The organism is Burkholderia sp. SJZ089, assembly GCF_007828315.1.
GTDB classification, from domain to species: Bacteria; Pseudomonadota; Gammaproteobacteria; order Burkholderiales; family Burkholderiaceae; genus Burkholderia; species Burkholderia gladioli.
On record NZ_VIUM01000019.1, the window covers coordinates 121,813 to 143,134 of the forward strand.

General features: G+C 70.2%; 20 protein-coding genes and 1 pseudogene. 7 read left to right on the forward strand and 14 right to left on the reverse strand.

The window, feature by feature from the left end; all coding sequences use genetic code 11:
- Position 1: 1 nt before the first annotated feature.
- Together FB600_RS29400 and FB600_RS29405 are read right to left on the reverse strand one after the other, a co-directional pair.
- Positions 2 to 712, reverse strand: coding sequence for an HAD-IA family hydrolase (locus FB600_RS29400; protein ID WP_098151860.1), 711 nt, complete (start codon positions 710 to 712; stop codon positions 2 to 4).
- Positions 713 to 881: 169 nt separating this feature from the next.
- Complete coding sequence (locus FB600_RS29405; protein ID WP_047838569.1) at positions 882 to 1,958, reverse strand: ABC transporter ATP-binding protein; 1,077 nt, start codon at positions 1,956 to 1,958, stop codon at positions 882 to 884.
- 99 nt (positions 1,959 to 2,057) lie between these two features.
- Between FB600_RS29405 and FB600_RS29410 the strand changes: the two genes are divergently transcribed.
- Both FB600_RS29410 and FB600_RS38220 read left to right on the forward strand, forming a co-directional pair.
- Complete coding sequence (locus tag FB600_RS29410) at positions 2,058 to 3,035, forward strand: LysR family transcriptional regulator (protein ID WP_017918613.1); 978 nt, start codon at positions 2,058 to 2,060, stop codon at positions 3,033 to 3,035.
- Between the two features lie 183 nt (positions 3,036 to 3,218).
- Positions 3,219 to 3,401 (forward strand): annotated as a pseudogene (locus FB600_RS38220) (aldehyde dehydrogenase family protein); the annotation flags it as partial.
- 232 nt (positions 3,402 to 3,633) lie between these two features.
- Here the strand turns inward: FB600_RS38220 and FB600_RS29420 are convergent.
- The gene (locus FB600_RS29420; protein ID WP_098151861.1) at positions 3,634 to 4,545 is read right to left on the reverse strand and encodes a LysR family transcriptional regulator; all 912 of its coding nucleotides are present in this window, start codon (positions 4,543 to 4,545) and stop codon (positions 3,634 to 3,636) included.
- A 118-nt stretch (positions 4,546 to 4,663) separates the two neighbouring features.
- Between FB600_RS29420 and FB600_RS29425 the strand changes: the two genes are divergently transcribed.
- Entirely contained in the window at positions 4,664 to 6,118 is a 1,455-nt protein-coding gene (locus FB600_RS29425) for an amidase (RefSeq protein WP_145758025.1), read from the forward strand.
- 24 nt (positions 6,119 to 6,142) lie between these two features.
- Here FB600_RS29425 and FB600_RS29430 read toward each other — a convergent pair whose 3' ends face one another.
- A complete protein-coding gene (locus tag FB600_RS29430) occupies positions 6,143 to 8,260 on the reverse strand; it encodes a TonB-dependent receptor (RefSeq protein WP_105819649.1) in 2,118 nt (705 codons plus the stop codon).
- Between the two features lie 337 nt (positions 8,261 to 8,597).
- Positions 8,598 to 9,059 (reverse strand): DUF2946 family protein, encoded by a 462-nt coding sequence (locus FB600_RS29435; protein ID WP_124076793.1) that lies wholly within the window; start codon positions 9,057 to 9,059, stop codon positions 8,598 to 8,600.
- Between the two features lie 217 nt (positions 9,060 to 9,276).
- Between FB600_RS29435 and FB600_RS29440 the strand changes: the two genes are divergently transcribed.
- From FB600_RS29440 to FB600_RS29455, 4 genes are all read left to right on the forward strand, one after another.
- Positions 9,277 to 9,771 carry a DUF2946 family protein gene (locus FB600_RS29440; RefSeq protein ID WP_098182706.1) on the forward strand — a complete coding sequence of 165 codons (495 nt, stop codon included), beginning with the start codon at positions 9,277 to 9,279 and terminating at the stop codon, positions 9,769 to 9,771.
- 234 nt (positions 9,772 to 10,005) lie between these two features.
- On the forward strand, positions 10,006 to 11,475 hold the full coding sequence (locus tag FB600_RS29445) for a PepSY-associated TM helix domain-containing protein (protein ID WP_145758024.1): 1,470 nt from the start codon (positions 10,006 to 10,008) through the stop codon (positions 11,473 to 11,475).
- A gap of 168 nt (positions 11,476 to 11,643) precedes the next feature.
- On the forward strand, positions 11,644 to 13,761 hold the full coding sequence (locus FB600_RS29450; protein ID WP_145758023.1) for a TonB-dependent receptor family protein: 2,118 nt from the start codon (positions 11,644 to 11,646) through the stop codon (positions 13,759 to 13,761).
- A gap of 94 nt (positions 13,762 to 13,855) precedes the next feature.
- On the forward strand, positions 13,856 to 14,266 hold the full coding sequence (locus tag FB600_RS29455; RefSeq protein ID WP_036056774.1) for a RidA family protein: 411 nt from the start codon (positions 13,856 to 13,858) through the stop codon (positions 14,264 to 14,266).
- Between the two features lie 60 nt (positions 14,267 to 14,326).
- On the opposite strand, the gene FB600_RS29460 is transcribed toward FB600_RS29455, so the two are convergent.
- The 9 genes from FB600_RS29460 to FB600_RS29500 form a co-directional block, all read right to left on the reverse strand.
- Positions 14,327 to 15,178, reverse strand: a complete 852-nt coding sequence (locus tag FB600_RS29460) for an ABC transporter ATP-binding protein (protein WP_145758022.1) — start codon at positions 15,176 to 15,178, stop codon at positions 14,327 to 14,329.
- Positions 15,175 to 16,227, reverse strand: coding sequence for an ABC transporter substrate-binding protein (locus FB600_RS29465; protein WP_145758021.1), 1,053 nt, complete (start codon positions 16,225 to 16,227; stop codon positions 15,175 to 15,177). The genes FB600_RS29460 and FB600_RS29465 overlap by 4 nt, the downstream gene beginning before the upstream one ends.
- A gap of 11 nt (positions 16,228 to 16,238) precedes the next feature.
- Positions 16,239 to 17,255, reverse strand: a complete 1,017-nt coding sequence (locus FB600_RS29470; RefSeq protein WP_186082292.1) for a FecCD family ABC transporter permease — start codon at positions 17,253 to 17,255, stop codon at positions 16,239 to 16,241.
- A gap of 14 nt (positions 17,256 to 17,269) precedes the next feature.
- A complete protein-coding gene (locus FB600_RS29475) occupies positions 17,270 to 18,325 on the reverse strand; it encodes a FecCD family ABC transporter permease (RefSeq protein WP_096752801.1) in 1,056 nt (351 codons plus the stop codon).
- Between the two features lie 359 nt (positions 18,326 to 18,684).
- Positions 18,685 to 19,053, reverse strand: a complete 369-nt coding sequence (locus tag FB600_RS29480; protein ID WP_017921738.1) for a copper resistance protein CopC — start codon at positions 19,051 to 19,053, stop codon at positions 18,685 to 18,687.
- Between the two features lie 34 nt (positions 19,054 to 19,087).
- Positions 19,088 to 19,534, reverse strand: coding sequence for a copper chaperone PCu(A)C (locus FB600_RS29485; RefSeq protein WP_096752802.1), 447 nt, complete (start codon positions 19,532 to 19,534; stop codon positions 19,088 to 19,090).
- Positions 19,535 to 19,588: 54 nt separating this feature from the next.
- On the reverse strand, positions 19,589 to 20,239 hold the full coding sequence (locus FB600_RS29490; RefSeq protein ID WP_096752803.1) for an SCO family protein: 651 nt from the start codon (positions 20,237 to 20,239) through the stop codon (positions 19,589 to 19,591).
- Between the two features lie 144 nt (positions 20,240 to 20,383).
- Positions 20,384 to 20,749, reverse strand: a complete 366-nt coding sequence (locus tag FB600_RS29495) for a DUF2946 family protein (protein WP_096752804.1) — start codon at positions 20,747 to 20,749, stop codon at positions 20,384 to 20,386.
- Between the two features lie 278 nt (positions 20,750 to 21,027).
- Positions 21,028 to 21,264, reverse strand: coding sequence for a hypothetical protein (locus FB600_RS29500; protein WP_047838585.1), 237 nt, complete (start codon positions 21,262 to 21,264; stop codon positions 21,028 to 21,030).
- Between the last annotated feature and the right edge of the window lie 58 nt (positions 21,265 to 21,322).

The window sequence follows — 21,322 nt, forward strand, 5'->3', positions numbered from 1 at the left end:
ATCAGATGGCGGCCAGTTCGGCGTCCACCGCGTCGGCCAGTTCGCCGAGCGTCGCGAAGCAGAACGTGGGCGTGGTCACCTCGCTCGGTACCGGGGTGCCGCCGAAGCCCTGCTCGTCGCGGCGGCGCTCGATCCAGCACGTCGCATAGCCAAGCTTCGTGGCGATGCCGATATCGTGGTACTGACTCTGCGCCGTGTGCAGGATCTCGCCGAACTTGTAGCCGAACGCAGCCTGGCGCCCGCGGTTGTAGGCGAAGAATTGAGGGTCGGGCTTGGCCACGCCGGTGTCGTCGCAGCACACCGTGTCGTCGAACGGGTCTCCCAGCGTGTGTGCGTAGGCCGACAGCGCCACGCGGTCGGCATTCGTCATCGCAACGAGCCGGAAGTGCCTGCGCAAGCGCTTGAGCGCTGCCACCGAATCCGCGAACGCAGGCCATTCGAGCACGTCGCGCTGGAATGCCGCGGCCGATTGCGCGTCGTCGGGCAGGCCCAGCTCCTTCGCCAGCGACAAGTAGACGAGCGCCATCGCATGGCTCGATCGGCCCGGAAACGCGGCGCGGCCACGCAGATACGGCTCGAAGATCTGGTCGTCGGACAGGTCGTTCGCGGCCGCGCCGCCCAGGCGCCGCACCGAGGCGAGCACGCCCTGTTCGAAGTTGATCAGTGTCCCGACGACATCGAACGTCAGTACCTTGAAATCGGTGAGCTTCATGGCTTGTATCCTTGATTGCGTGGCAGGTGAGCGAAAGAGGCGAACGCTGGTAAAAAAACAGACGAAAGTCAGTCGATGCTGAAGAACAACGCGCGCGAGCGGCCGCGCCGGCGTCGCCGCGACGTGGGCGACGTCGTAATGGAAAATATTTCGAAAGCGGAACGATCCGTCAGGCCGGCACGACGATCGTGTCGCGCGGATCGAGTGCCACGGAGATCATGGCGCCGGGCGCAGGGATGCGCTGTCGCGCCTCGTGGTTGCCGGGCTGGCGCAGGCTCAATGCGGTGCCGTCGGGCAAGGTCGCGAACACGCGCAGGCTTTCGCCCTGGTACAGCACCTCGGTCACGCGCGCGCTGAGGCGGTTCGCGGTCGACGGCGTGCCGGGGGCGGCGATCACGAGCTTTTCGGTCTGCACCGCGAGCAGTAGCGTGTCGGCGTGTGGTAGCGGCGCGCTCGCACGCAGCACCGAATCGCCCAGCCGCACCATGTCCTCGCCGGCGCGCGTCACCGGCAGCAACGTGGCCTCGCCGATGAAGCTCGCCACGAAGGCGTTGCAGGGGCGGTCATAGAGCCGCTCGGGCGTGTCGATCTGTACGAGCTTGCCGTTGCGCAGCACGGCCACGCGATCGCTCATCGTGAGCGCCTCGCGCTGGTCGTGGGTGACGTAGATGATCGTGGCGCCGAGGCGCCGGTGCAGGCGGCGCAGCTCGATCTGCATGGTTTCCCGCAGTTGCTTGTCGAGCGCGGAGAGCGGTTCGTCCATCAGGATCAACTGCGGCTCGAACACCATCGCGCGGGCCAGTGCCACGCGCTGGCGCTGGCCGCCCGACAGCGAGGCGATGCGGCGGTGCTCGTAGCCGCCCAGCTCCACCATCGCCAGCGCGTCGGCCACGCGGCGCGCCCAGCCAGCCTTCGGCTCGCGACGCGCACGAAGCGCGAAGGCCACGTTCTCGCCCACCGTCATGTGCGGGAACAGCGCGTAGTTCTGGAACACGATCCCGATGTTGCGCTTGTGCGGCTGCACGAATGTAATATCACGGTCGCCTACCCATACGCTGCCGCTGGTGGGCTGCACGAAGCCGCCGAGGATGCCGAGCAGGGTGGTCTTGCCGGAACCGGACGGCCCGAGCAGCGAGACGAATTCGCCTGGCGCCACGTCCAGCGACACGTCGTCGAGCGCCGCCACCTGGCCATAACGCTTGACGGCGGACCTCACCGATACGCCTGCTTTCACTCTCGCGTCCATCCATCGCTCCTGCTTTGTCGGTCCGTGATGGGAAAAATATAGGCGCGGGTTTTTTTGACGGCAATTCCCAAATTGTTGGATCGGGCATAACATCAGGTCATGCCGAACCTCCGCCGCAAGCTCCCCAGCGCGAACGCGCTGTTCGTTTTCGAGGCCGCCGCGCGCTGCGGAAACTTCACGCGCGCGGCGCAGGAGCTTTATGTGAGCCAGCCGGCGGTGAGCCGCATGCTCTCGCGTATGGAGAATCACCTCGGCGTGCGCCTGTTCGAGCGCGTGCACGGCGGTATCGAGCTGACCGAGAACGGGCGCATCCTCTACCGCAAGATTTCCGAAGGGTTGAACGGCATCGAGGATGCCATCGGCGAGATCGAGGCTCGCGCCACCGGTGTCGAGCCCGTCACGCTGTCCGTTTCCACCGCCTTCACCACCCATTGGCTGATGCCGCGCATGGGGCGGCTCAACGCGGCGTTTCCGTGCGTGGACCTGCGTTTCCAGTTGATTTCGGGGCGCATCGGCGGCCCGCTCGGCGATGTCGATCTCGGCATGCGCTTCCAGCATGGCGCCGAGCTCGACGAGCACTGCGTGGCCGTGATGCCCGAGGTGCTGCTGCCCGTGTGCAACGCGCGTTATGCCGAGCTCGCCCGGGGCGAGGCCTGGCACGAGCACGGCGACACCGTGATCGTGATGGACGCCGAGGAGCGTGGCTGGCACACGCGCTTCGCCGCATTCGCGAACGACGAGCGCACGGCGGCGCACGTGCTCAGCTTCAACGATTACGCCATCGTGGTGCAGGCCGCGCTGCTCGGGCAGGGCATCGCGCTCGGCTGGGTCAACGTGCTCACGCACTGGCTCGCGCAGCGGCAGCTCGTGCCTGCCGTGCCCGAGCTGCAGGTGACGGACCGCACGTGCTGCCTGTCCTGGTCGCCGGCGCGGCCGCTGCGGCCGATCGTGGCTGAACTGCGCGACTGGCTGCTGGCCGAGATGCGCGCCGATCTCGCCGCCGTCGATCACGCCTATCCGGCGCTCGGGCTCGCGGCCGTGGTCGCGGGCGGACCGCGCGCGTCGGTCGGGGCGTGAAGCCTGCTCGGCACTTGACGCATCACGTCGCAGCCGATGTGACGGCACACGGCACGACCTGCCGTTAACTTCATCGACGGGCGCCGGGCGCCCGCCGTCGACCGCCACCGCTTCGGCACGACCGATCCGGCCACTGGCAGGACTATCACCTCGATGACTGACGGCGGCGCGGCCGACGCTGGCATGCCGTCGGTACGGGCGTGGCTCGCCAATGCGAGCGTGCCCAGGGTGGCGTTCACATGCTCGACGCCGGTAGATCGGTATCCGTCGAAGGAATCGGCGGCTACGCTGAAGAGGCCGTCGCTCGTGCCTGGCGGCAACGCACCGTTCATCATGTTCGACGAAGCCGAACTCGAATCCCGACGAACTTGCTGCGCCACGGCTAGTCGCTCGCTTCGGAAAAGCCATGCTGGAGGCAGAGCGCTTCGACAGGCAGGCCGGCCTGCGCCTCGCGCGGGAAACCAATGATCCGCTCTTCGGTGAATCGTTTCCGCATGCCCGAGCTCCTGACTACGTGATCGGGCGCCAAAGCGTCGTGCTAGGCAAGGGCGGGGGACGTCGATGTTCAGGAGGACGATCTGAGGTCCAGCCGCACCTCCTATCTTTTCTCCTCCACGAACTTCAACCGCTCCCGCAAATACCGCACGAACGCCTGCACCTTCGGCGCGGGCACCCGCTCCTTCGGGTACAGCGCATTCAATTCCTGAGGCGGCCCGATCCATCCCGGCAACACACGGCACAGGCGCCCGGCCTCGACTTCGGGCGCCATGCTCATGTCCATCGCCAGTGTGAGCCCCTTGCCCTCGCGCACGGCATCGAGGATCAGGGCCGGGTCGCTGGCCACCACCACCGGATCGAGCGCGTAGTACGCCGGCTTGCGGCCGGCCTTGCGCAAGGGCCAGGCATAACCGCTGTCGCGGCGCGCCTGGTGCAGGGTCAGGGCGGGATGCCGGATCAGCTCCTCGGGGTCGGCCGGCGCGCCGTGCTCGGCCAGGTAGGCCGGGCTCGCGTAGATCGAGGTGGCGAAGCTGCCCAGGCGCCGCGCCACCAGCCCAGAATCGGGCAGGGCGCCGAGCCGCAGGGCGAGATCGACTTCCTCGGTCAGCAGGTCGAGCGTCACGTGCGAGGCGAGGATCTCGAGACGGATATCGGGGTGGCGCGCGCGGAATCCCGAGATCAGCGGCGAAATCCAGGCCACCCCGAACGAATAGGGCAGGGTCACGCGCAGCCAGCCGCGCGGGCCGTCGTGCACCGCCTGCACCGCGTTCTCGGCGGCATCGAGCTGCACGGCGATCGCGCGGCAATGCTCGAAATAGACCGTGCCCGCCTCGGTCAGCCGCAGCCGGCGCGTGGTCCGGTGCAGCAATTGCGCGCCCAGATGGCTCTCGAGTTCGCGCACGCGTCGGCTGACGGTCGTCTTCGGAATCTGCAAGGCCGAAGCCGCGCCGGTGAAGCTGCCTTCCTGCACCACGCGAAGAAAGATCAGCGTGTCGTTCAAGTCGCGTGTCATGGCTCGTCCACTCCGTCGATTCACGATTGTGCCATCGGTGGTCCAAAGCATGCCGGCAAAATGGGCTAATCGGCGATACGCGGCCGTTCTATCTTGCCGGTTCCTACCGGAGAACGAGATGACACTGGACGAATACACGAGCCACGATGCCCTGGGCCTGGCGCAACGGGTGCGGGACGGCGAAGTCACGGCAGCCGAACTCGGCGAGCTGGCACGCAGGGCCGCCGAGGCGGTCAATCCGCGCATCAACGCCGTGGTCGAGCACTGGCCGATCGAGGCGAGCGGCGCCGGCAGCGACGAGCCTGCCGGTCCGCTGGCAGGCGTGCCCTTCCTGATCAAGGACCTGGCGGTCTCGATGGCCGGCAAGCGGCTGGAACTCGGCAGCCGGCTCGCGCAAGGCTGCGTGGCGGCCGAGGATTCCTGGCTGATGCGCCGCTTCCGCGCGGCGGGGCTGGTGACGATCGGCCGTTCCACCACGCCCGAGATGGCCTTCAGCACCACCACCGAATCGGCCGCGCAAGGGCCGACGCGCAATCCCTGGGCGCTCGACCTGAGCGCGGGCGGCTCCAGCGGCGGCGCGGCGGCGGCCGTGGCGGCCGGCATCGTGCCGCTGGCCCATGCCACCGACGCGGCCGGCTCGATCCGCGTGCCGGCCGCCTGCAACGGCCTGTTCGGGCTCAAGCCGACGCGCGGCCGCAGCTCGAACGGCCCGGCGCTCGACGAGGTGTTCGCGGGGTTCGGCGTGCAGCTCGGCGTCAGCCGCTCGGTGAGGGACAGCGCGGCCCTGCTCGACGCGATCCAGGGGCATGCCCCCGGCGATCCCTATGTGACGGCCGCGCCGGCGCGCAGCTTCCTGTCGGAAGTGGGCCGCGATCCGGGCCGGCTCACGATCGCGATGAGGGTCGATCCATGGAACGGCGCGCGCACCGATCCGGCGATCGCGGCCGCCACGCGCGCGACGGCCCGCGAACTGGAAGCGCTCGGGCACCGCGTCGAGGCGCCGGACCTGCCGCTCGGCGTGTCCTGGGAGGCGCTGGTGGCGGCCAACGCCACCATCTGGTGCGCCACCCTGGTGGGCTGGATCGACGCCGTCGCGGCGGCGACCGGCCGGCCGATCGACGCCACCACGCTGGAGCCCGCCACGCTGGCCTGCTATCGCCATGGCCGCGAAGCCAGCGCGACGTCCTTCGCGGCGGCGCTCGACTTGCGCAACCGCCTGAGTCGCGAGGTCGGCGGCTGGTTCGAACGTTTCGACCTCCTGATGACGCCGACGCTGCCGCGACTGCCACCCGCGATCGGCACCTACGCGCGCGGCGCCGAAACCATGACCGGGCTGGAATGGACCGCGCGCGTGTTCGAGCATTCGCCGTTCACGCCGGCCTTCAACGTTGCCGGCGTGCCCGCCATGTCGGTGCCGCTCACGCATGACGTCGCCACCGGGCTGCCGATCGGCATCCAGTTCGTGGCCGGCTTCGCGCGCGAGGCCACGCTGCTGCGCCTGGCGGGACAGCTCGAACAGGCCTTGCCCTGGTCGGGCCGCCGCCCGCCGGTTTGGGCGGCAAGCGTGGCGTGAGCGGCGGCATGAGCGCCAGGGCGCTCAGAACCGGTAGTTGAGCAGCAGCTCGAAGCTGCGGTCGCTGCCGATCAGGTACTGCGTCTGGTTGTAATACGCGCTCTGCACGTAATGACGATTGAACACGTTGTAGGCGCGCGCGGTGACGGTGGTGTCCTTGCGCGGCTGCCAGGCCAGCGCGAGATCGACGGTCGTGTAGGACGGCATCACCAGCTGGTTGGCGCTGTCGGCATAACGCTTGCCCACATGGCGCAGCCCGCCGATGCCGGTCCATTGCGAGGCGAACCGCCAGCTCAGCCAGAGGTTCGCGAGCCGCTGCGGCACCGAGGTCGGCACCTTGCCGTTGCGCGAGACGGCCACGCCGCCGTTTTGCTGGACGAAGTCGTCGTATTTCGCGCGCAGCGCGGCCAGGTTCGCGTCGATGCGCAGCTCGCGCGTGAGTTGCAGGCCGAAGCTGGCCTCGACCCCACGCGAGGATTGCTGGCCGACCTGGAGCGACTGGTTCGGGTTCTGCGGATCGGCGGTGACGAGGTTGTCCTTGACGATCCGGTAGGCGGCCAGCGTCCACTCGGCGCGGCCGTCGAGCAGCGATTGCTTGAAGCCCACCTCGATCTGCCGGCCCGTGGCGAGCCGGTAGTTCGCGTTCGAGGAGTTGAGCATCAGCAGCGAGCTGACCGGGTCGGCGGCCACCGAATACTGGCCGTAGACGGTGAAGTTCGGCGCGATGTCGTAGACGGTGCCGAGCCGCCAGCCGGTATTGGCATAGACGCGGGTGAAGCCGCCGCCATTGACGAGATCGTCGCGGTTGACGCTGGCGTGGTCGTAGCGCAGCCCGCCGACCACCGACCAGCGCGAGCTGAGCGCCAGCCGGTCCTCGGCGAACAGCGCGTACTGGTTGGCCTGCGAGTCGTACTTGGGCCGCGTGCCGGCCAGGTTGAGGAAGCTGCCCGGATCGGGCGCGAACGGATCGACCAGCGAGCTGCCCGAATACGGCGAGTTGTTGTCGTGGCGGAAGCTCGTGTGATTGAACTCGAAGCCGGCCGAGAAGGTATTGCGCCGGCCCAGCACGCTGCTCTCGACGGTGGCGGTGGTGACGTTGCCGAACTGCTGCTGGTCGTGAAGGATCTCGGTGTAGCTGCCGCGCTGCACCTGGCCTGTGGCGGGCAGGAACGTGTAGTTCTCGGCATCCTTCCAGTGGCGGTTGCTTTTCATCCGGTAGAAGGTGCTGGTCACGTTCAACTGCTCGCTCGGTTGCCAGTTCGCGCTCAGCGTGGCCCAGCTGTCGCGGAACGAGATCAGGCTGTCGCCGACGTTGTAGTTCTTCTTGAGCAGGGCCGAATCGAGCGTGCCGTTCACCAGCGGGATGCCGAAATAGCGCATCGGCTGCTGGTAGCCCTGCGCGTACGAGGCCGTGATCGACAGGTCCGGCGTGAGGTCGTAGCGCAGCGCGCCCGAGATCGAGAGGTTGCGCGAATTGCCGGCGTCCACCCAGTTCGCCGAGCGGTTGCCGCTGACGTCGAAACGATAGGACAGCTTGTCGTTGATCGCGCCGCCGCTGCCGAAGGCCAGGCGCGCCGTGCGTTCGGTGCCGATGCCCATCTGCAGCTCGTTCTGGATCGGGCCGCGGCTCGGCTTCTTCGGCACGATGTTGACCACGCCGCCGATCGCGCCCTCGCCGTAGATCACCGAGGCCGGGCCGCGCAGCACGTCGATATGGTCGACCGACCAGGTGTCGAAGGGATAGGTCACGCCGATCGCGCCGTAAGGGCGCACGCCGTCGAACAACTGGGTGACCGAGGCGGCGCCGACGAAGCCGCGCGCCGACAGCTCGGAGTCCCCGTTGCCCGGATGCGGCGAGGCGGCGATGCCGGTGGCGCGGCTCACGGCATCGACGATCGACGCGTCGCCGCGTTCGACCAGGGTGGCGCGGTCGATCTGCTCGACGCTGGCGGGGGTTTCGAGCGGCGTCAGGCCGAGGCGGCTGCCGGTTTCCTGGGGGCGGCGCAGGTTGCTCTCGTCGGCGGCGTTGACCTGGACAGTGGGCAGGGCGCCGCCCGGCGTGGCCGGGGGCGATTCGGCGAAGGCGAAGGCGGGCAGGGCGCCAAGCGCGGCGCAGAGCGTGGTGAGCGGATGAGGCTTCATGGCAATCAGGCGAAATCGATCGAAAGCGGAATGGGACGGCGCGCGTCCGAGACTTGGTCGACGCGGCACCGCGAGCGCGGCGGGTCCGGTCTGGCCGTCGCGGTCGGCGTTCCTCGTGTGTCGCGAATGGACGTGGCGCATCGCACGCGGTCGTCACGATGTCGTGAAGCGTGCAAGCGAGACGCGCATTCGGCCGAATGCGAAACGCAGAGGATGACGAAACGACGAACCAGGAAGGCGCGGCTCAGCCAACCCGAACGCGTGACCCGGCCACGGTCGAACGACCGGGGCAGTCAGGCACGACGGGAATCAGCGGCGCGGCACGCCGGACCGGCGATCAGGCGGGAAGGGAGCGAGGCGGGGCGCGTGCGCCGGGACGCGCATGGGCGTGATGCTGGCGGAATCGCAGCAGGCGCGGCGCCGCGCGCCGGGCCACCACGTCGAGGCGGGCCCATCCGACCAGGACCACCACGGCCAGCGCGATCGCGGCGGCCAGCGAGGCGCTGAACGGGCACAGCTCGGCGCTGGCGCCGGCGCGCTGGTGATGCGTGTCGGGCGTCGGCGAGAGTGCGGAGCCCAGCGCGCGCGACAGGTCCTCGTTGGCCTGCAGGGCGGCGGGCGTCAGGTCGAGCGGGCCATGGCCGCTGCAGATCGCGAGGCCGGCCCAGCCGCCGTCCGCGTCCGGGTCGAGCATCAGACCGGTCGGGAAGATCAGGCGGAACGCGAGCAGGCAGAGGATCAGCAGCGAGAGCAGCGGATGATCGGCGCGCCGTGCCAGCAGATGGCGGAGTCGGCTCATGGCGGCGGTATTGTAGCCGCGTTCCCCGCCTCGGCCGAACCGCGACGCGATGTCGCATATCGAGATCGACCGCCGCCGGGCGCGGTGCTCGCCACCGATTTCCAAGGACTTCCGGGGAACCGGGCGTGGGCCTGGAAACCACTGTTCCGGCACCGATACCGGGCATCAGTCGGTGCGACTTCACGTCGCCCGCCTACGAGGGTTACAATCGCGCGCCATGAACGCACTTCGCCACTTCCTGCTGCGGGGCGGCGTCGCGACACGATTGCTGTGGGGCCTGCTGCTGGCCGTGCTGCTGTCTCGCGCGCTGATCTCCGGGGCCGTGATGCTCGATCCGGACGGCCCGGACGCGGGCGCGGTGGTGCTGTGCTCGGGCCATGGCCCGCTGCTGCTCGGCGCGGCGGCGCTGGCCGCGCGCTTCGATGCCGATGCGCCGATCACGCCCGCCAACGATGCCGCCGCGCTCGCCAGCCGGCTCGCGCATCACGATCACGAAGGCGCGGGCGATTCGTCCTCCGCCGCGGGCAACCCGGGCGATATCTGCCCGTTCGCGATCGCCTTGTTCACGGCGCTGGCGTCCTGCCTGCTGCTGGTCCTGCTGTTTGCGTTTTCCATCGCGCGCGCCGCCTGGCCACGCCCCGTCACGCGCCAGGCCCTGCGCCTGACGATCGGCGATCGGCCGCCTTCCCGCGCTCCGCCGCTGTTCGCCTGATCCTTTTCCGCCGATGCGGCGCGCCTCGCGCCGCCGCCTTCGGCGCGACCTCGTAGCGAAATCCGAAGCATGAATCCCGTCGCGCGCCCGCGTTGCGCGAGCGATGACGGCCGGCCGCGCATCGGGCGCGGCAGCCGCTCGTCCTCGCGTGCTCGATGAGCGCGACGACCCGTTCGACGCGCAGCTGTCTCGACGGCCGCCGCCGACCCACGATCACCACCGGGAGCTGACAGCATGTCGACCACCGTCGGGCACGCGATGACGTCCGCCCGTTCCCCGCAAGCCGGCTATCGCACGCTCTGGCGCTGGCATTTCTACGCCGGCCTGTTCGTGATGCCGTTTCTTGTGATCCTCGCCGTCACCGGCACGATCTACTGTTTCCAGCCGCAGATCGAGCCGCTGCTGTATCCGCACCGGCTGATCGTCACGCCCGGCATCGAGCCGCGGCTCGATGCCGATACGCTGCTGCAGCGCGCCGTCGCGGCCATGCCCGCCGGCGCGAAGCCGGTTTCGGCCGAGATCCGGCGCGAGCCGGATCGCAGCGCCGAGTTCGTGTTCCGCCTGCCCTCGGGCAGCCGCGAGAGCGTCTACGTGAACCCCTATGACGGCCGCGTGCTCGGCACGCTGAGCGTCGACGCGCGCTTCATGCAGGTCGACCGGATGCTGCATCGCAAGCTGCTGCTCGGCAAGCCGGGCGAACTGCTGATGGAACTGGTGGCCTGCTGGACCCTGGTGATGATCGGCACCGGCGTGGCGCTGTGGTGGCCGCGCGAGCCGGGCCGGCTGCGCCGCGCACTGCTGCCCGATGCGGGCCTGCGCGGCCGGCCGTTGTGGAAGAGCGTGCATGCCTCGCTCGGCATCTGGCTGGCGCTCGGCGCGCTGGCCTTCGTGCTGAGCGGGCTGCCGTGGACCGGCTCCTGGGGCAAGCAGTTCAAGTCGCTGGCCGCGAGTGTCAACCTCGGTTCGCCGCCGGGCGCCTGGGGCGGCGCCTCGCTGCATTCGACGCGACCCGGCGCCAGGGCGGCCAAGGCGGGCGAGGCGGCCCCGGCCGCCGCCGCGCCGATGCGTCACGCGCATGGCGACGATTCGATGCCGGGCATGGTGATGGATGACCTGCCTCTGCCGCAGACGCCCTGGGCGGTCGGCAACGTGCCGGTGCCCGATTCGAGCGCGGCGCCCACCGCGCATCCGCTGACGCTCGACGACGCCGTCGCGAAGGTGGCGACGCTGGGCGTGACGAGCGGCTATTCGCTGGTGATGCCGGTCGATGCCGACGGCGTCTACACGGTGTCCTACTTCCCGGCCGACCCGAAGGCCGAACGCACGATCCACCTCGACCAGTACAGCGGGCAGGTGCTGCGCGACATCCGCTACGGCGATTACGGCGCCGTCGCGCAGGCCGTGTCCTACGGCACCGCGCTGCACATGGGCCGCTATTTCGGGCTCGCCAACCAGCTGATCTGCGCGGCCATCTCGCTCGGCCTCGCGGCGATGGCCGTGACCGGCTTCGTGATGTGGTGGAAGCGGCGCCCGGCGCTCACGCTCGGCGCGCCGGCCCGCGAGCGCGCCGCGCCGCCGATGCGCGGCTGGATCGCCGGGCTGGTGCTGCTCGGCATCGTGTTCCCCTTGATGGGGGCGAGCATCGTGGCGGTCTGGCTGGCCGACCGGCTGGTGTTCGGGCGCGCCGTGCGCAGGGCCGCCTGAGTGTCGCCGCCGGCGCCGTGATCGGCGCGCCGGCGGCCTGGCAGCGCACGCCGGGGGGGCGTGTCGCGAGCCGATCGAAGGGCCGGCGCTCGACGCCGGCCGCCCCGCGCTCGATCGTCCGAGTCGAGGTCGAGCCGTTTCGATAACGAGACATCAGTACAACGAAAAATGATCCGTCCTTCCCGCATCGCCATCGCGATGGCCGGCGCGCTGTCAGCGCTGTCCGCCACCGCCGCCGCCATCGTTTCCCGGACCACCGACGCGGCGAGCGAGCCGCCGGCCACGCCGCTGCCCTCGATCTCCGTGAAGGCCAGCGCGAACGCCTCGCCGACCTCGCTCGGCACCGAGGCGCTGAAGCGCCGGCTCGACCAGACAGTCGGCTCGGTCGGTTTCGTCGATGCCGCCAGCTACACCAACAGCTATGCCTTCACCTTGCGAGACGTGCTGAAGGACGCGCCGGGCGTGTTCGTCGAGAATCGCTACGGCCAGGAGCTGCGCCTGTCGATCCGCGGCTCGGGCATCGCGCGCGGCTACCACGCGCGCGGCCTCGACATCCTGCAGGACGGCATCCCGACCAATCTCGCCGACGGTAGCGGCGACTACTACCAGATCGATCCGCTCGGCCTGCAGGCCACCGAGATCTACAAGGGCGGCAACGGCCTGCAATACGGCGCCTCGACGCTGGGCGGCGCGATCAACTTCGTCACGCCGACCGCCTACACGGCCGAGGCGCCGAACATCCTGCGCATCGAGGGCGGCAGCCACGGCACGCTGCGCACCAGCGCGCAGATCTCGCGCGTGATCGGCCCGCTCGATTTCCTCGCCACCTTCAGCGTCAACCACGCCGACGGCTGGCGCGACCACGAGCGCGGCCAGTACGAGCAGTTCAATGCCAACGTCGGTTATCGCTTCAGCCCGAGCGTGGAGACGCGCTTCTACGTGGGCGCCTACGTGGTGGACCAGCAACTGCCGGGTTCGCTGTCGCTGACCGATGCGCTGAACCATCCCACGCGCGCGGCGCCGAGCGCCTTGTCGGGCGACCAGGCGCGCAACACGCGCACCGAGCGCATCGCCAACCGCACCACGGTCAAGCTCGACCAGGGCGAGCTGCAGTTCGACACCTGGGCGATCCACAAGAGCCTCTACCACCCGATCTTCCAGGCGATCGACCAGGACGGCTGGACCTACGGCTTCGCGCCGCGCCTGAGCCTGCATCCGGAGCTGGCCGGCATGCGCGACGAGCTGATCGTCGGCGCGCGCTTCTTCGGCGGGCGCACGCAGGCGAACCAGTATCTGAACGTCAACGGCGATCGCGGCGCGCAGACGCTCGACTCGACGCAAACGGCCTTCAACTACGAGGCCTATGTCGAGAACCGGCTGTTCTTCCTGCCCACCGTCGCGCTGATGACGGGCGTGAAGCTGCTGCATTCGGTGCGCGAGTACATCGACTACGGCGGCCTGCCGAACGATGCGAACTACAAGTCGACGCGCGCCTCGTACAGCGGCGTGAACCCGAAGCTGGGCCTGCTGTGGCAGCCCAGGCGCGAGGTCCAGGCCTTCGTCGACATCACGCGCAGCCAGGACGTGCCCGATTTCACCGATCTCGCGCAGACCTTCGCCACCACCACCCGGTTCACGCCGCTGGCCGCGCAGCACGCCTGGACGCTGGAGCTCGGCACGCGCGGCACGCACGACCGGCTGAGCTGGGACCTGAGCGCCTATCGCTCGCTGGTGCGCGACCAGTTGCTGCAATACACCACCAATCCCGAGATCCCGGCCGCCACCTTCAACGCCAAGCGCACGGTGCTGCAGGGCATCGAGGCCGGCGCCGCCTTCGATCTCTGGCGCGACCTCACGCGCCGCGGCGCGGGCGATCGCATCAGCGTGTCGGGCGTCTGGAACCTCAGCGATTTCCGTTTCAAGGACGATCCGCAATACGGCTCGAACCGCATCGCCGGCGTGCCGCTCAACGTGCTGCGCGGCGTGCTCGCTTATACGCGGCCGAACGGCTTCCATGTCTCGGCGAGCGTCGACTGGGTGCCCTCGGGCGCCTGGGCCGACGACGCGAACACGCTGCGCGCGCCAAGCTACACGGTGTTCGGCCTGCAGGCGGGGATGGACTTCCGCAACGGGCTGTCGATCTACCTCGACGCGCGCAACCTGGCCAACAAGCGCTACGTCTCGGACATCAGCACGGTCGCCAACGCGCGGACCGCTTCGAGCACGGCGATCTTCTATCCCGGCGAGGGGCGCAGCCTGTTCGCGGGGATGCGCTACGCGTTCTGAGCCCGGCGGCAGGCGAGCGGGAGCGGGCCGCGCGCCGATTTTTGGCTCGCTAGAATCGACGCTCCCGTTTTCCCTCATGCGCGGAGCGATGCCGATGGTTTCCCAGGTGGCTGGCGATACGAAGTTCTGGATGGTCGAGGGCGCGCCGACGCCGGTCGGCCCGTTTTCCCACGCGACCGAGCGCGACGGCTGGATCTTCGTGACGGGGCAGATGCCGACCTGGCCCGAGGACGACGAGGCGCCGCTGCCCGGCGGCGTGCTCGCCCAGACGCGCCGCGTGATGGACAACCTGATCCTGGTGCTGGAAGGGCTGGGGCTGGGTCTGGAGCACGTGCTGTCGGCGCGCATCTTCCTCACCGAGTTCAAGCGCGACTACGCCCTCATGAACGAGACCTACGCGTCCTATTTCCCGCCGGGGCGGCTGCCGGCGCGAACCTGCATCGGCGTGACGGGGCTCGCGCGCGATGCGCTGGTGGAGATCGACTTCATCGCGAAACGGCCCTGAGGCGATGCCGAAGTGGCCTGAAGCCGGCCGCGATTCTCTTGCCGATTCTCGTGCCGACCTTCAGGCCGCCGCTGCCGCGCGGCGCCGCTTGCCGGCCCTGAGCGGCAGCACCAGCGGCGTGCCCGTGACGGGATCCTCGATCACGCGCACCTCCAGCCCGAAGGCCTCGCGAACGGTGGCCGGCGTGATCGCCGCGCCCGGCTCGCCGCTGGTGACGATCCGGCCGTCCTTCATCACGATGATCCGGTCGGCATACCGGCAGGCCTCGTTCAGGTCGTGCAGCACGGCCACCACGGTGGTGCCGAAGCGCGTGTTCAGCTCGTGACAGAGCTCGAGCACGTCGATCTGGTGCGCCAGGTCGAGATAGGTGGTGGGCTCGTCGAGCAGCAGGATCTCGGTCTGCTGGGCCAGCGCCATCGCGATCCAGACGCGCTGGCGCTGGCCGCCCGACAGCTCCGCCACGCGCCGCCCGGCCAGCTCGGCCACGTCGGTGCGCGCCATCGCCTCGCGCACCGCGGCGCGATCCGCCTCGCTGGTCCACTGCAGCAGCGATTGATGGGGATACCGCCCGCGCGCCACCAGCTCGGCGACCGTGATGCCCTCGGGTGCCGTCGAGGATTGCGGCAGGAAGCCGACCTGGCGCGCGTAGGCCTTCGGCGCATAGCCGGCGGCCTCGCGCCCGTCCAGCAGCACCGCGCCGCCCTGCGGGCTCAGCACGCGGCTCAGCGCCTTCAGCAGGGTCGACTTCCCGCAGCCGTTGGGCCCGACGATGGTGGTGAACGCATGCGGCGCGATCGCCACGTCGAGATGCGCGATGATCGGCGCGCCGCCGGGATAGTGCAGGCTCAGGTCGACCGCGCGCAGGCCTTTTTCCGGGCGCCCGTCAGGCCGTTGCGCGTCGCGGCCGTTCATTGGCCGGCTCCGGCCAGCGCGCGGGCGACGCGCGGCACCAACTGGTCGAGCGTGGCGTCGATGCTGGTCGGCGAGCCGGTGGCGAAGGCGGCGCGCAGCGCGGCGTCGCGCTGGTTGTCGAGCACCACCAGGCGATGCCGGCGCGCCGCGTCGAGCGCCTGCACCGCCGGCTCGGCCAGCAGCGAGGCGGCCGGCCGCGCGAAGGCCACCAGCACCACCAGGTCGGCGTCGATGGCCGAGGTCCGCTCGATCGGCAGGTCCGCGTAGTAGTTGCGCGCGGGCAGCGTCTTCAGCGTCGGCGACAGTTTCATGCCGAGATCCTCCAGCAGTCGCGGGCGCACGTCGCCTTCCACATAGGCATGCCAGCCGTTCTGCACGCCCCAGTCGATGCTGAAGCTGCGGCCCGCGAACTCCGGGTGGGCGCGCCGCGCGGCGGCGATGCGGGCCTCGGTATCGGCGATCAGCCGTTCGCCGGCCGCCACGCGGCCGAGCGCCAGCGCATCGATGCGCACCTGCTGCTGCCAGGGCAGGTTGTTGTCGCGCACCTCCTTCGGCGAGGCGACGGTCGGCGCGATCCGCGACAGCAGCGCGTAATTGGCTTGCGAGCTGTTGTCGCGGCCGTTGACGTCGAGGATCAGATCCGGATGCAGCGCGGCGATGCGCCGGAAGTCGAGGTCGCCGCGCGGCAGGATCACGGGCGCCGTGCCGTGCACCAGCGCCTGCGACCAGGGATTGACCTGGCCGTCCTTCAGTCCCAGTTGCTGCCAGTCCTGGATCGCCACTGGCGTGACGCCCAGCGCGAGCACCACGTCGGCCTCGTTCCAGCCCAGCACCACCACGCGCCGCGGCGCGCTCGGGATGGTCGTCGCGCCCCATTGATGCGCGATGGTGACCGGGAAGGCGGGCGCGGTTTCGGCCTGCGCGCGGCGGGTGCCGAATCCGGCGAGCAGCAGCGTGGTCGCGGCGGCCAGGCCGAGGAAGCGGCGCAGCGCGCCGGCGGCCGGCATCGCGCGAAGGCGCGGGCGATGGAGAAGTTCGGAGCCGATCATGCGTGATCCTTTCAAAACGCGTTGCCGCGCGCGCCGGGGCGATCGGCGCGCAGCAGCAGCGTGAGCAGGTACAGGCCGCCGAGCGCGCCCGTGACGATGCCCACCGGCGGATGGATGGGCAGGGCGTTGGCGGCCACCGCGTCGCAGCCCGTCACCAGCACGGCGCCGACCAGGGCCGGCGCCAGCGGGTTGGCGAGGCGCCCGCCGTGCAGGCGGCGCGCGATATGCGGCGCGGCCAGCGCGACGAAGGCGATCGGGCCGGTGACGGCGGTTGCCGCGGCCACCAGCAGCACACCGGTGACGATCCAGCCGGCGCGCTGCCGGCCCGGCCGCGCGCCGAGCGTGGTGACCAGGCTGTCCTCCAGTTCGATCAGCCCGAAGCTGCGATGCCGCAGCAGGCACAACGCGATCAAGGCCGCCAGCGCCGCGGCGAGGCCCGGCAGGTCGTGCCAGGCGGCGGTATTGAGGCTGCCCGACAGCCAGGCCAGCACCACCTGGGTGTCCTGCACGTCGGCGTCGAGCAGCAGGTAGCCGTTCACGGCCGCCAGCAGCGCCGAGATCATGATGCCGCTCAGGATCAGCCGGCGCGGCGAGGCACGCAGCCCGCCGGCCAGCCCATAGACCACCAGCGCCGCCAGCAGCCCGCCGGCCACCGCCATGCCTGCCGTGAAGCCCGGCTGGCTCTCGCCGAGCCGCAGCGCGAGGATCGCGCCGCTGGCTGCGCCGGCGCCGAAGCCGAGCACGTCGGGGCTCGCCAGCGGGTTGCGCGTGACGGTCTGGAAGATCGCGCCCGAGGCGCCCAGCGCGACGCCGGCCAGCGCGCCGAGCAGGTAGCGCGGCAGGCCGAGCGTGAACACCGCGAAGCGCTCGGGCGAGGCGGGATCGAGCAGCGCATGCCACAGCGCGCCGGGCGAGATGCCGAACGGGCCGAGACAGAGCTGGGCCGCGAGCGTGGCGGCCAGCGGCGCGAATCCGAGCAGGATCGCGAGCAGGATCGCGCGCACGATCGAAGGCAGTCGGCGAGGCATCGGTCGCGCGGGTGTCATGGCGCGAACTTCGCGCGCCGCATCAGCACGAAGAACAGCGGCGCGCCGATCACGGCCGATACCGCGCCGGCCGGAATCTCGCTGCCCGGCACCAGCAGGCGGCCGAGGATGTCGGCCGCGAGCAGCAGCGCCGCGCCGAGCAGCGCGCAGGCCGGCAGCACGCGGCGCAGGCCGATGCCCACCAGCATCCGCGCCAGGTGCGGCACCAGCAGGCCGACGAACACGATCGGGCCGGCGGCGGCGGTGGCCGCGCCGCACAGCATCGAGATCACGGCGCCGCAGGCGATCAGCAGGCGCCCACGATGGATGCCGAGCGCGAGCGCGTGTTCGTCGCCCATCGCCACCACGTCGAGCGGGCGCGCCAGCGCGAGGCTGGCGGCCAGGCCCGCGAGCAGGCAGGCGGCCAGGATCGGCAGCATGGCCTCGCCGCGATCGGCCACCGAGCCGACCGCCCATAGCCGGAACTGTTCGAGGCTGTTGGGCTGGAGCAGGCTCAGGCCGGCGGTGGTGGATTCGAGGCTGGCGCCGAGCGCGGTGCCGGTCAGCAGCAGCCGCACCGGGTCGCTCGAGCGCGACAGCAGGCGCGAGGCGAACACCAGGCCGGCGACCACGGCGGCACCGGCGAAGGCGAGGCCGAATTGCGCGAGCGGGGCGATCACGCCGGCGCCGATGCCGAGCACCACGAACAGCCCCGCGCCCGAGTTGACGCCGAGGATGCCGGGGCCGGCCAGGGGATTGCGCGTGAGAGTCTGAACCAGGCAACCGGCCAGGCCGAGTGCGCCGCCCACCAGGATCGCGAGTTCGGTGCGCGGCAGCCGGTAGTCGCGGATCGTCGGCCAGGCCTCGCCTTGCGCGTGCCACAACGAACGCAGCGTGAGCGCGATCGGCAAACCATGCGAGCCGACCAGCAGGCTGAGCACCACCAGGCCCGCCAGCAGCGCGCCGAGCGCGACCAGCGCCAGCCACCAGGGGCGGGGCGGCGCCGGGGTGGCGCGCTTGCTTGCCGCGAAATCGCCGCTAACGGCCGTCGCTGCCCATCGTGGCGATTTCAAGGTCCTGGCTGTTCCATCGGGAGCGCAGCGGCAGGCGATCGAGGCGATCGGCCGGATGCGCGGGAAGTGTCGTGCCGCGTCGTCAAATGGAAATGATTCGTTTTTCCATCGGCGCAGTGTAGGCGGCGCGATGTCAAGGTTTCGTTAAGACGCGCGCGCGATGGGCGATCTGTCACGAGCCTGACGGGAAAGTGTGCCGAGGGAGGGAGGATGCGGGCGCGTACGGGGAAGGAGGCCCACGCGCGATCGATTGCACGCGGGCCGTCCCCTGCTTGTCGTTACTGCTTTTTTTACTGCTTTTTATAAAGGTACCGCGGGTGCTGCCTGGTGCTGCCTGATGTTGCCAAGCCGGGCGACGCTTATTGCGCCGTGAAGCTGTAGCTGCCTTGCGTGCGATGGCCGTCGGTGGCCACCGCCACCCAGTTGACCGTGTAGACGCCCGGCTTGAGCGCGGCGAGATCGACGCTCATGTGCTTCTTGTCGCTGCCGCTGACGCTCGACTTGTCGCGCGTGACCGAGGCGCCGGCCGCGTCGCTGACCTTCAGCGAGCTGAAGGCCGGCTCCAGGCCCTCGTCGAAGTCGATCGACACGCTGGCGGTGGCGGCCGGCACGGTGGCGCCGGCCTCGGGGCTGCGCTGCTTCGGATGCGCGTGGGCGAAGGCGAGCGGCGCGACGGCCGCGAGCAGCAGGGCGGCGGCGCCGTGCGCCGCGAACTGGCGAATCTTCATGGCGGGATTCCGGTTGGGCTCGAGGGAAGGCGGCTTACTTCGACATCGCCTTGGGGCTTTCGACCTTGCACTGCGCGCTGAGCTTCTCGCCGTCGCCGAAGCTCAGCGTGAGCGGGATCGTCGAGCCGATCTTGAGCGCCTGCCTGGGCTCTTCCAGCATCACGTGATAGCCGCCCGGCGCGAACGACAGGGTGCCCTTGGCGGGCACCGTGGCGGTGTCGACCATCACCATCTTCGACATGCTGCCGTTGCTCTGGGTCTGGTGCAGCATGGCCATGCCGAACGCGTCGGAATCGACGCCGGTGAGCTGGACCGGCTTGTCGCCGCGGTTGGCGACTTCGAAGAAGCCGCCCGAGGGGATGCCGGCGGGCATCGCGCGGATCCAGCACTTCGAGACGGACAGGGCGTCGGGCGCGGCGAAGGCGGTCGAGCCGGCGACGGCGAGGGAGGCGGCGGCGAGCAGGCGGATGGCGGTTTTCATGGTTCGGATGTCCTTGGAATATGAGTGATGCGTGATGTCGTGACGGGCGGCGCCTCAGGCGTCGCTGCCCTTGAGCAGCAGCGGCAGGTCGTGCACCCAGGGCGGGGTGCCCTGGCCGTCGCGCGCGAACAGGCGCAGCTTGCCGCTCGGGTCGAACACCACGCTCGCGGCCGTGTGGTTCATCGAGTAGTTGTCGGGCTTGCTGCCCGCCACCTGCTCGTAGGTGATGCGGAAGTCGTTGGTCACCTGCTTCAACTGCGCGTCGTTGGCCGGGCGCAGCGCGCGGAACGAGGGATCGAAGGCGCTCACGTACTGCGACAGGACCTGGTCGGTGTCGCGCTTCGGGTCGACGCTGACGAACAGCACCTGCACGCGCTTGGCGACGTCGGGGCCGAGCTGGTTGAGCGACTGCGCGAGCTCGGCCAGCGTGGTCGGGCACACGTCGGGGCAGTGCGTGTAGCCGAACAGCAGCACCACCACCTTGCCGCGATAGTCGGCCAGGGTGCGCAGCTTGCCGTCGGTATCGGGCAGCGAGAAGTCCTTGCCGAACTGCGTGTTGCCGGTGATGTCGAGGTTGTTGAACGAAGGCTGGTCCTGCTGGCAGCCGCTCAGGGCGGCCGTGCCGGCCAGCGCCGCGCAGACCAGCGCGAGCGTGGCGGCGCCGCGCGAGGCGCGCAGCGGTAAGGCGGTCAAACGCTTGAACATGGTGGTCTCGCCACGAATATCAGGAGATCGAAGGAGCGGACGATCGCGCGACAGGGCGCGCTGGCTCGGGACGAGGCGGCCGGCTCGGGCCAGGCAGGTCTCGGCGGCGGGCGCGGGCCCGCGCGATCGAACGCAGCGGCGGAATCAGGCCAGCGAGGGTGGCGCGCGCGCCGGCGCGGCCAGCGAGGGGAAGGAGCGGGGCGGCGGGGCCGGCGCGAGCAGCGGCACGCGGCGCACGAGGGGATGCTGCAGGGCATCGGCGGGCGCGGCGGCGGCCGGCGCATAGGCATGCGAGGCCAGCAAGTCGCAATAGCCGCAAGCCGACAAGGCGTCGCGCGGCAGCTCGTGCCGGTCGACATGCTGCGCCGCCGCGCAGATCGGCGCGTCAGGCCGATGCGCGGCCGCCGCTTCCGCCAGCTGGCTGGCGAGCGGCATCAGCACCAGCAGCCAGATGGCCAGCAGGCCAAGCCAGGCGGTCAGACGACGTCGGGAGGAGATGGGCGACAGCATCGCGCGATGGTAAACCACTGCGGCGCGATTTGCGTCGGGAATGTGTCAGGCGGGACGGCGGAACGGGCTTGCGCGCTGAAAGGTGAGGCGATTTGTCGCGTGAGGCAATCGGCGCTTAGGCTGGGGGGCAGGCGCGGTGAAGACGAATGGTGGTTTATCGGGCGGTGGCGGTGGCGTCGCGCGGGGTGCGGCCCTTCACGCCAGAAGCAGGGCGGCGCGGATGCGCGCGCCGCAGGCTGTCCCGCCCGCCGCGCGCATCCGCCGTGCCACGCTCACCCTCACACGCCCGGCGCCAGGTCGCGGATGGCTGGGGCGGCCGACGGAATCCGTCCGGCAGCCGCCAGCACCGAACGGCCGGTGGCCGTCAGCGCCGGTCGCGCGACACCGTCCTCGTGCGGCTCGACCGACACCAGCCGGTGTTCGAGCAGCGTGTCGATCTCGGCGCGATCGGGGTCGATCCCGTCGGGCGCGCCGTGGATCAGCATCAGGGTGGCAAGTTCGTGTGGGCTCAGCATGGTCGACTCCGAAGGCAGGGCAGCCGCGTCGCAGACGCGGGGACATCGGAAATACCGT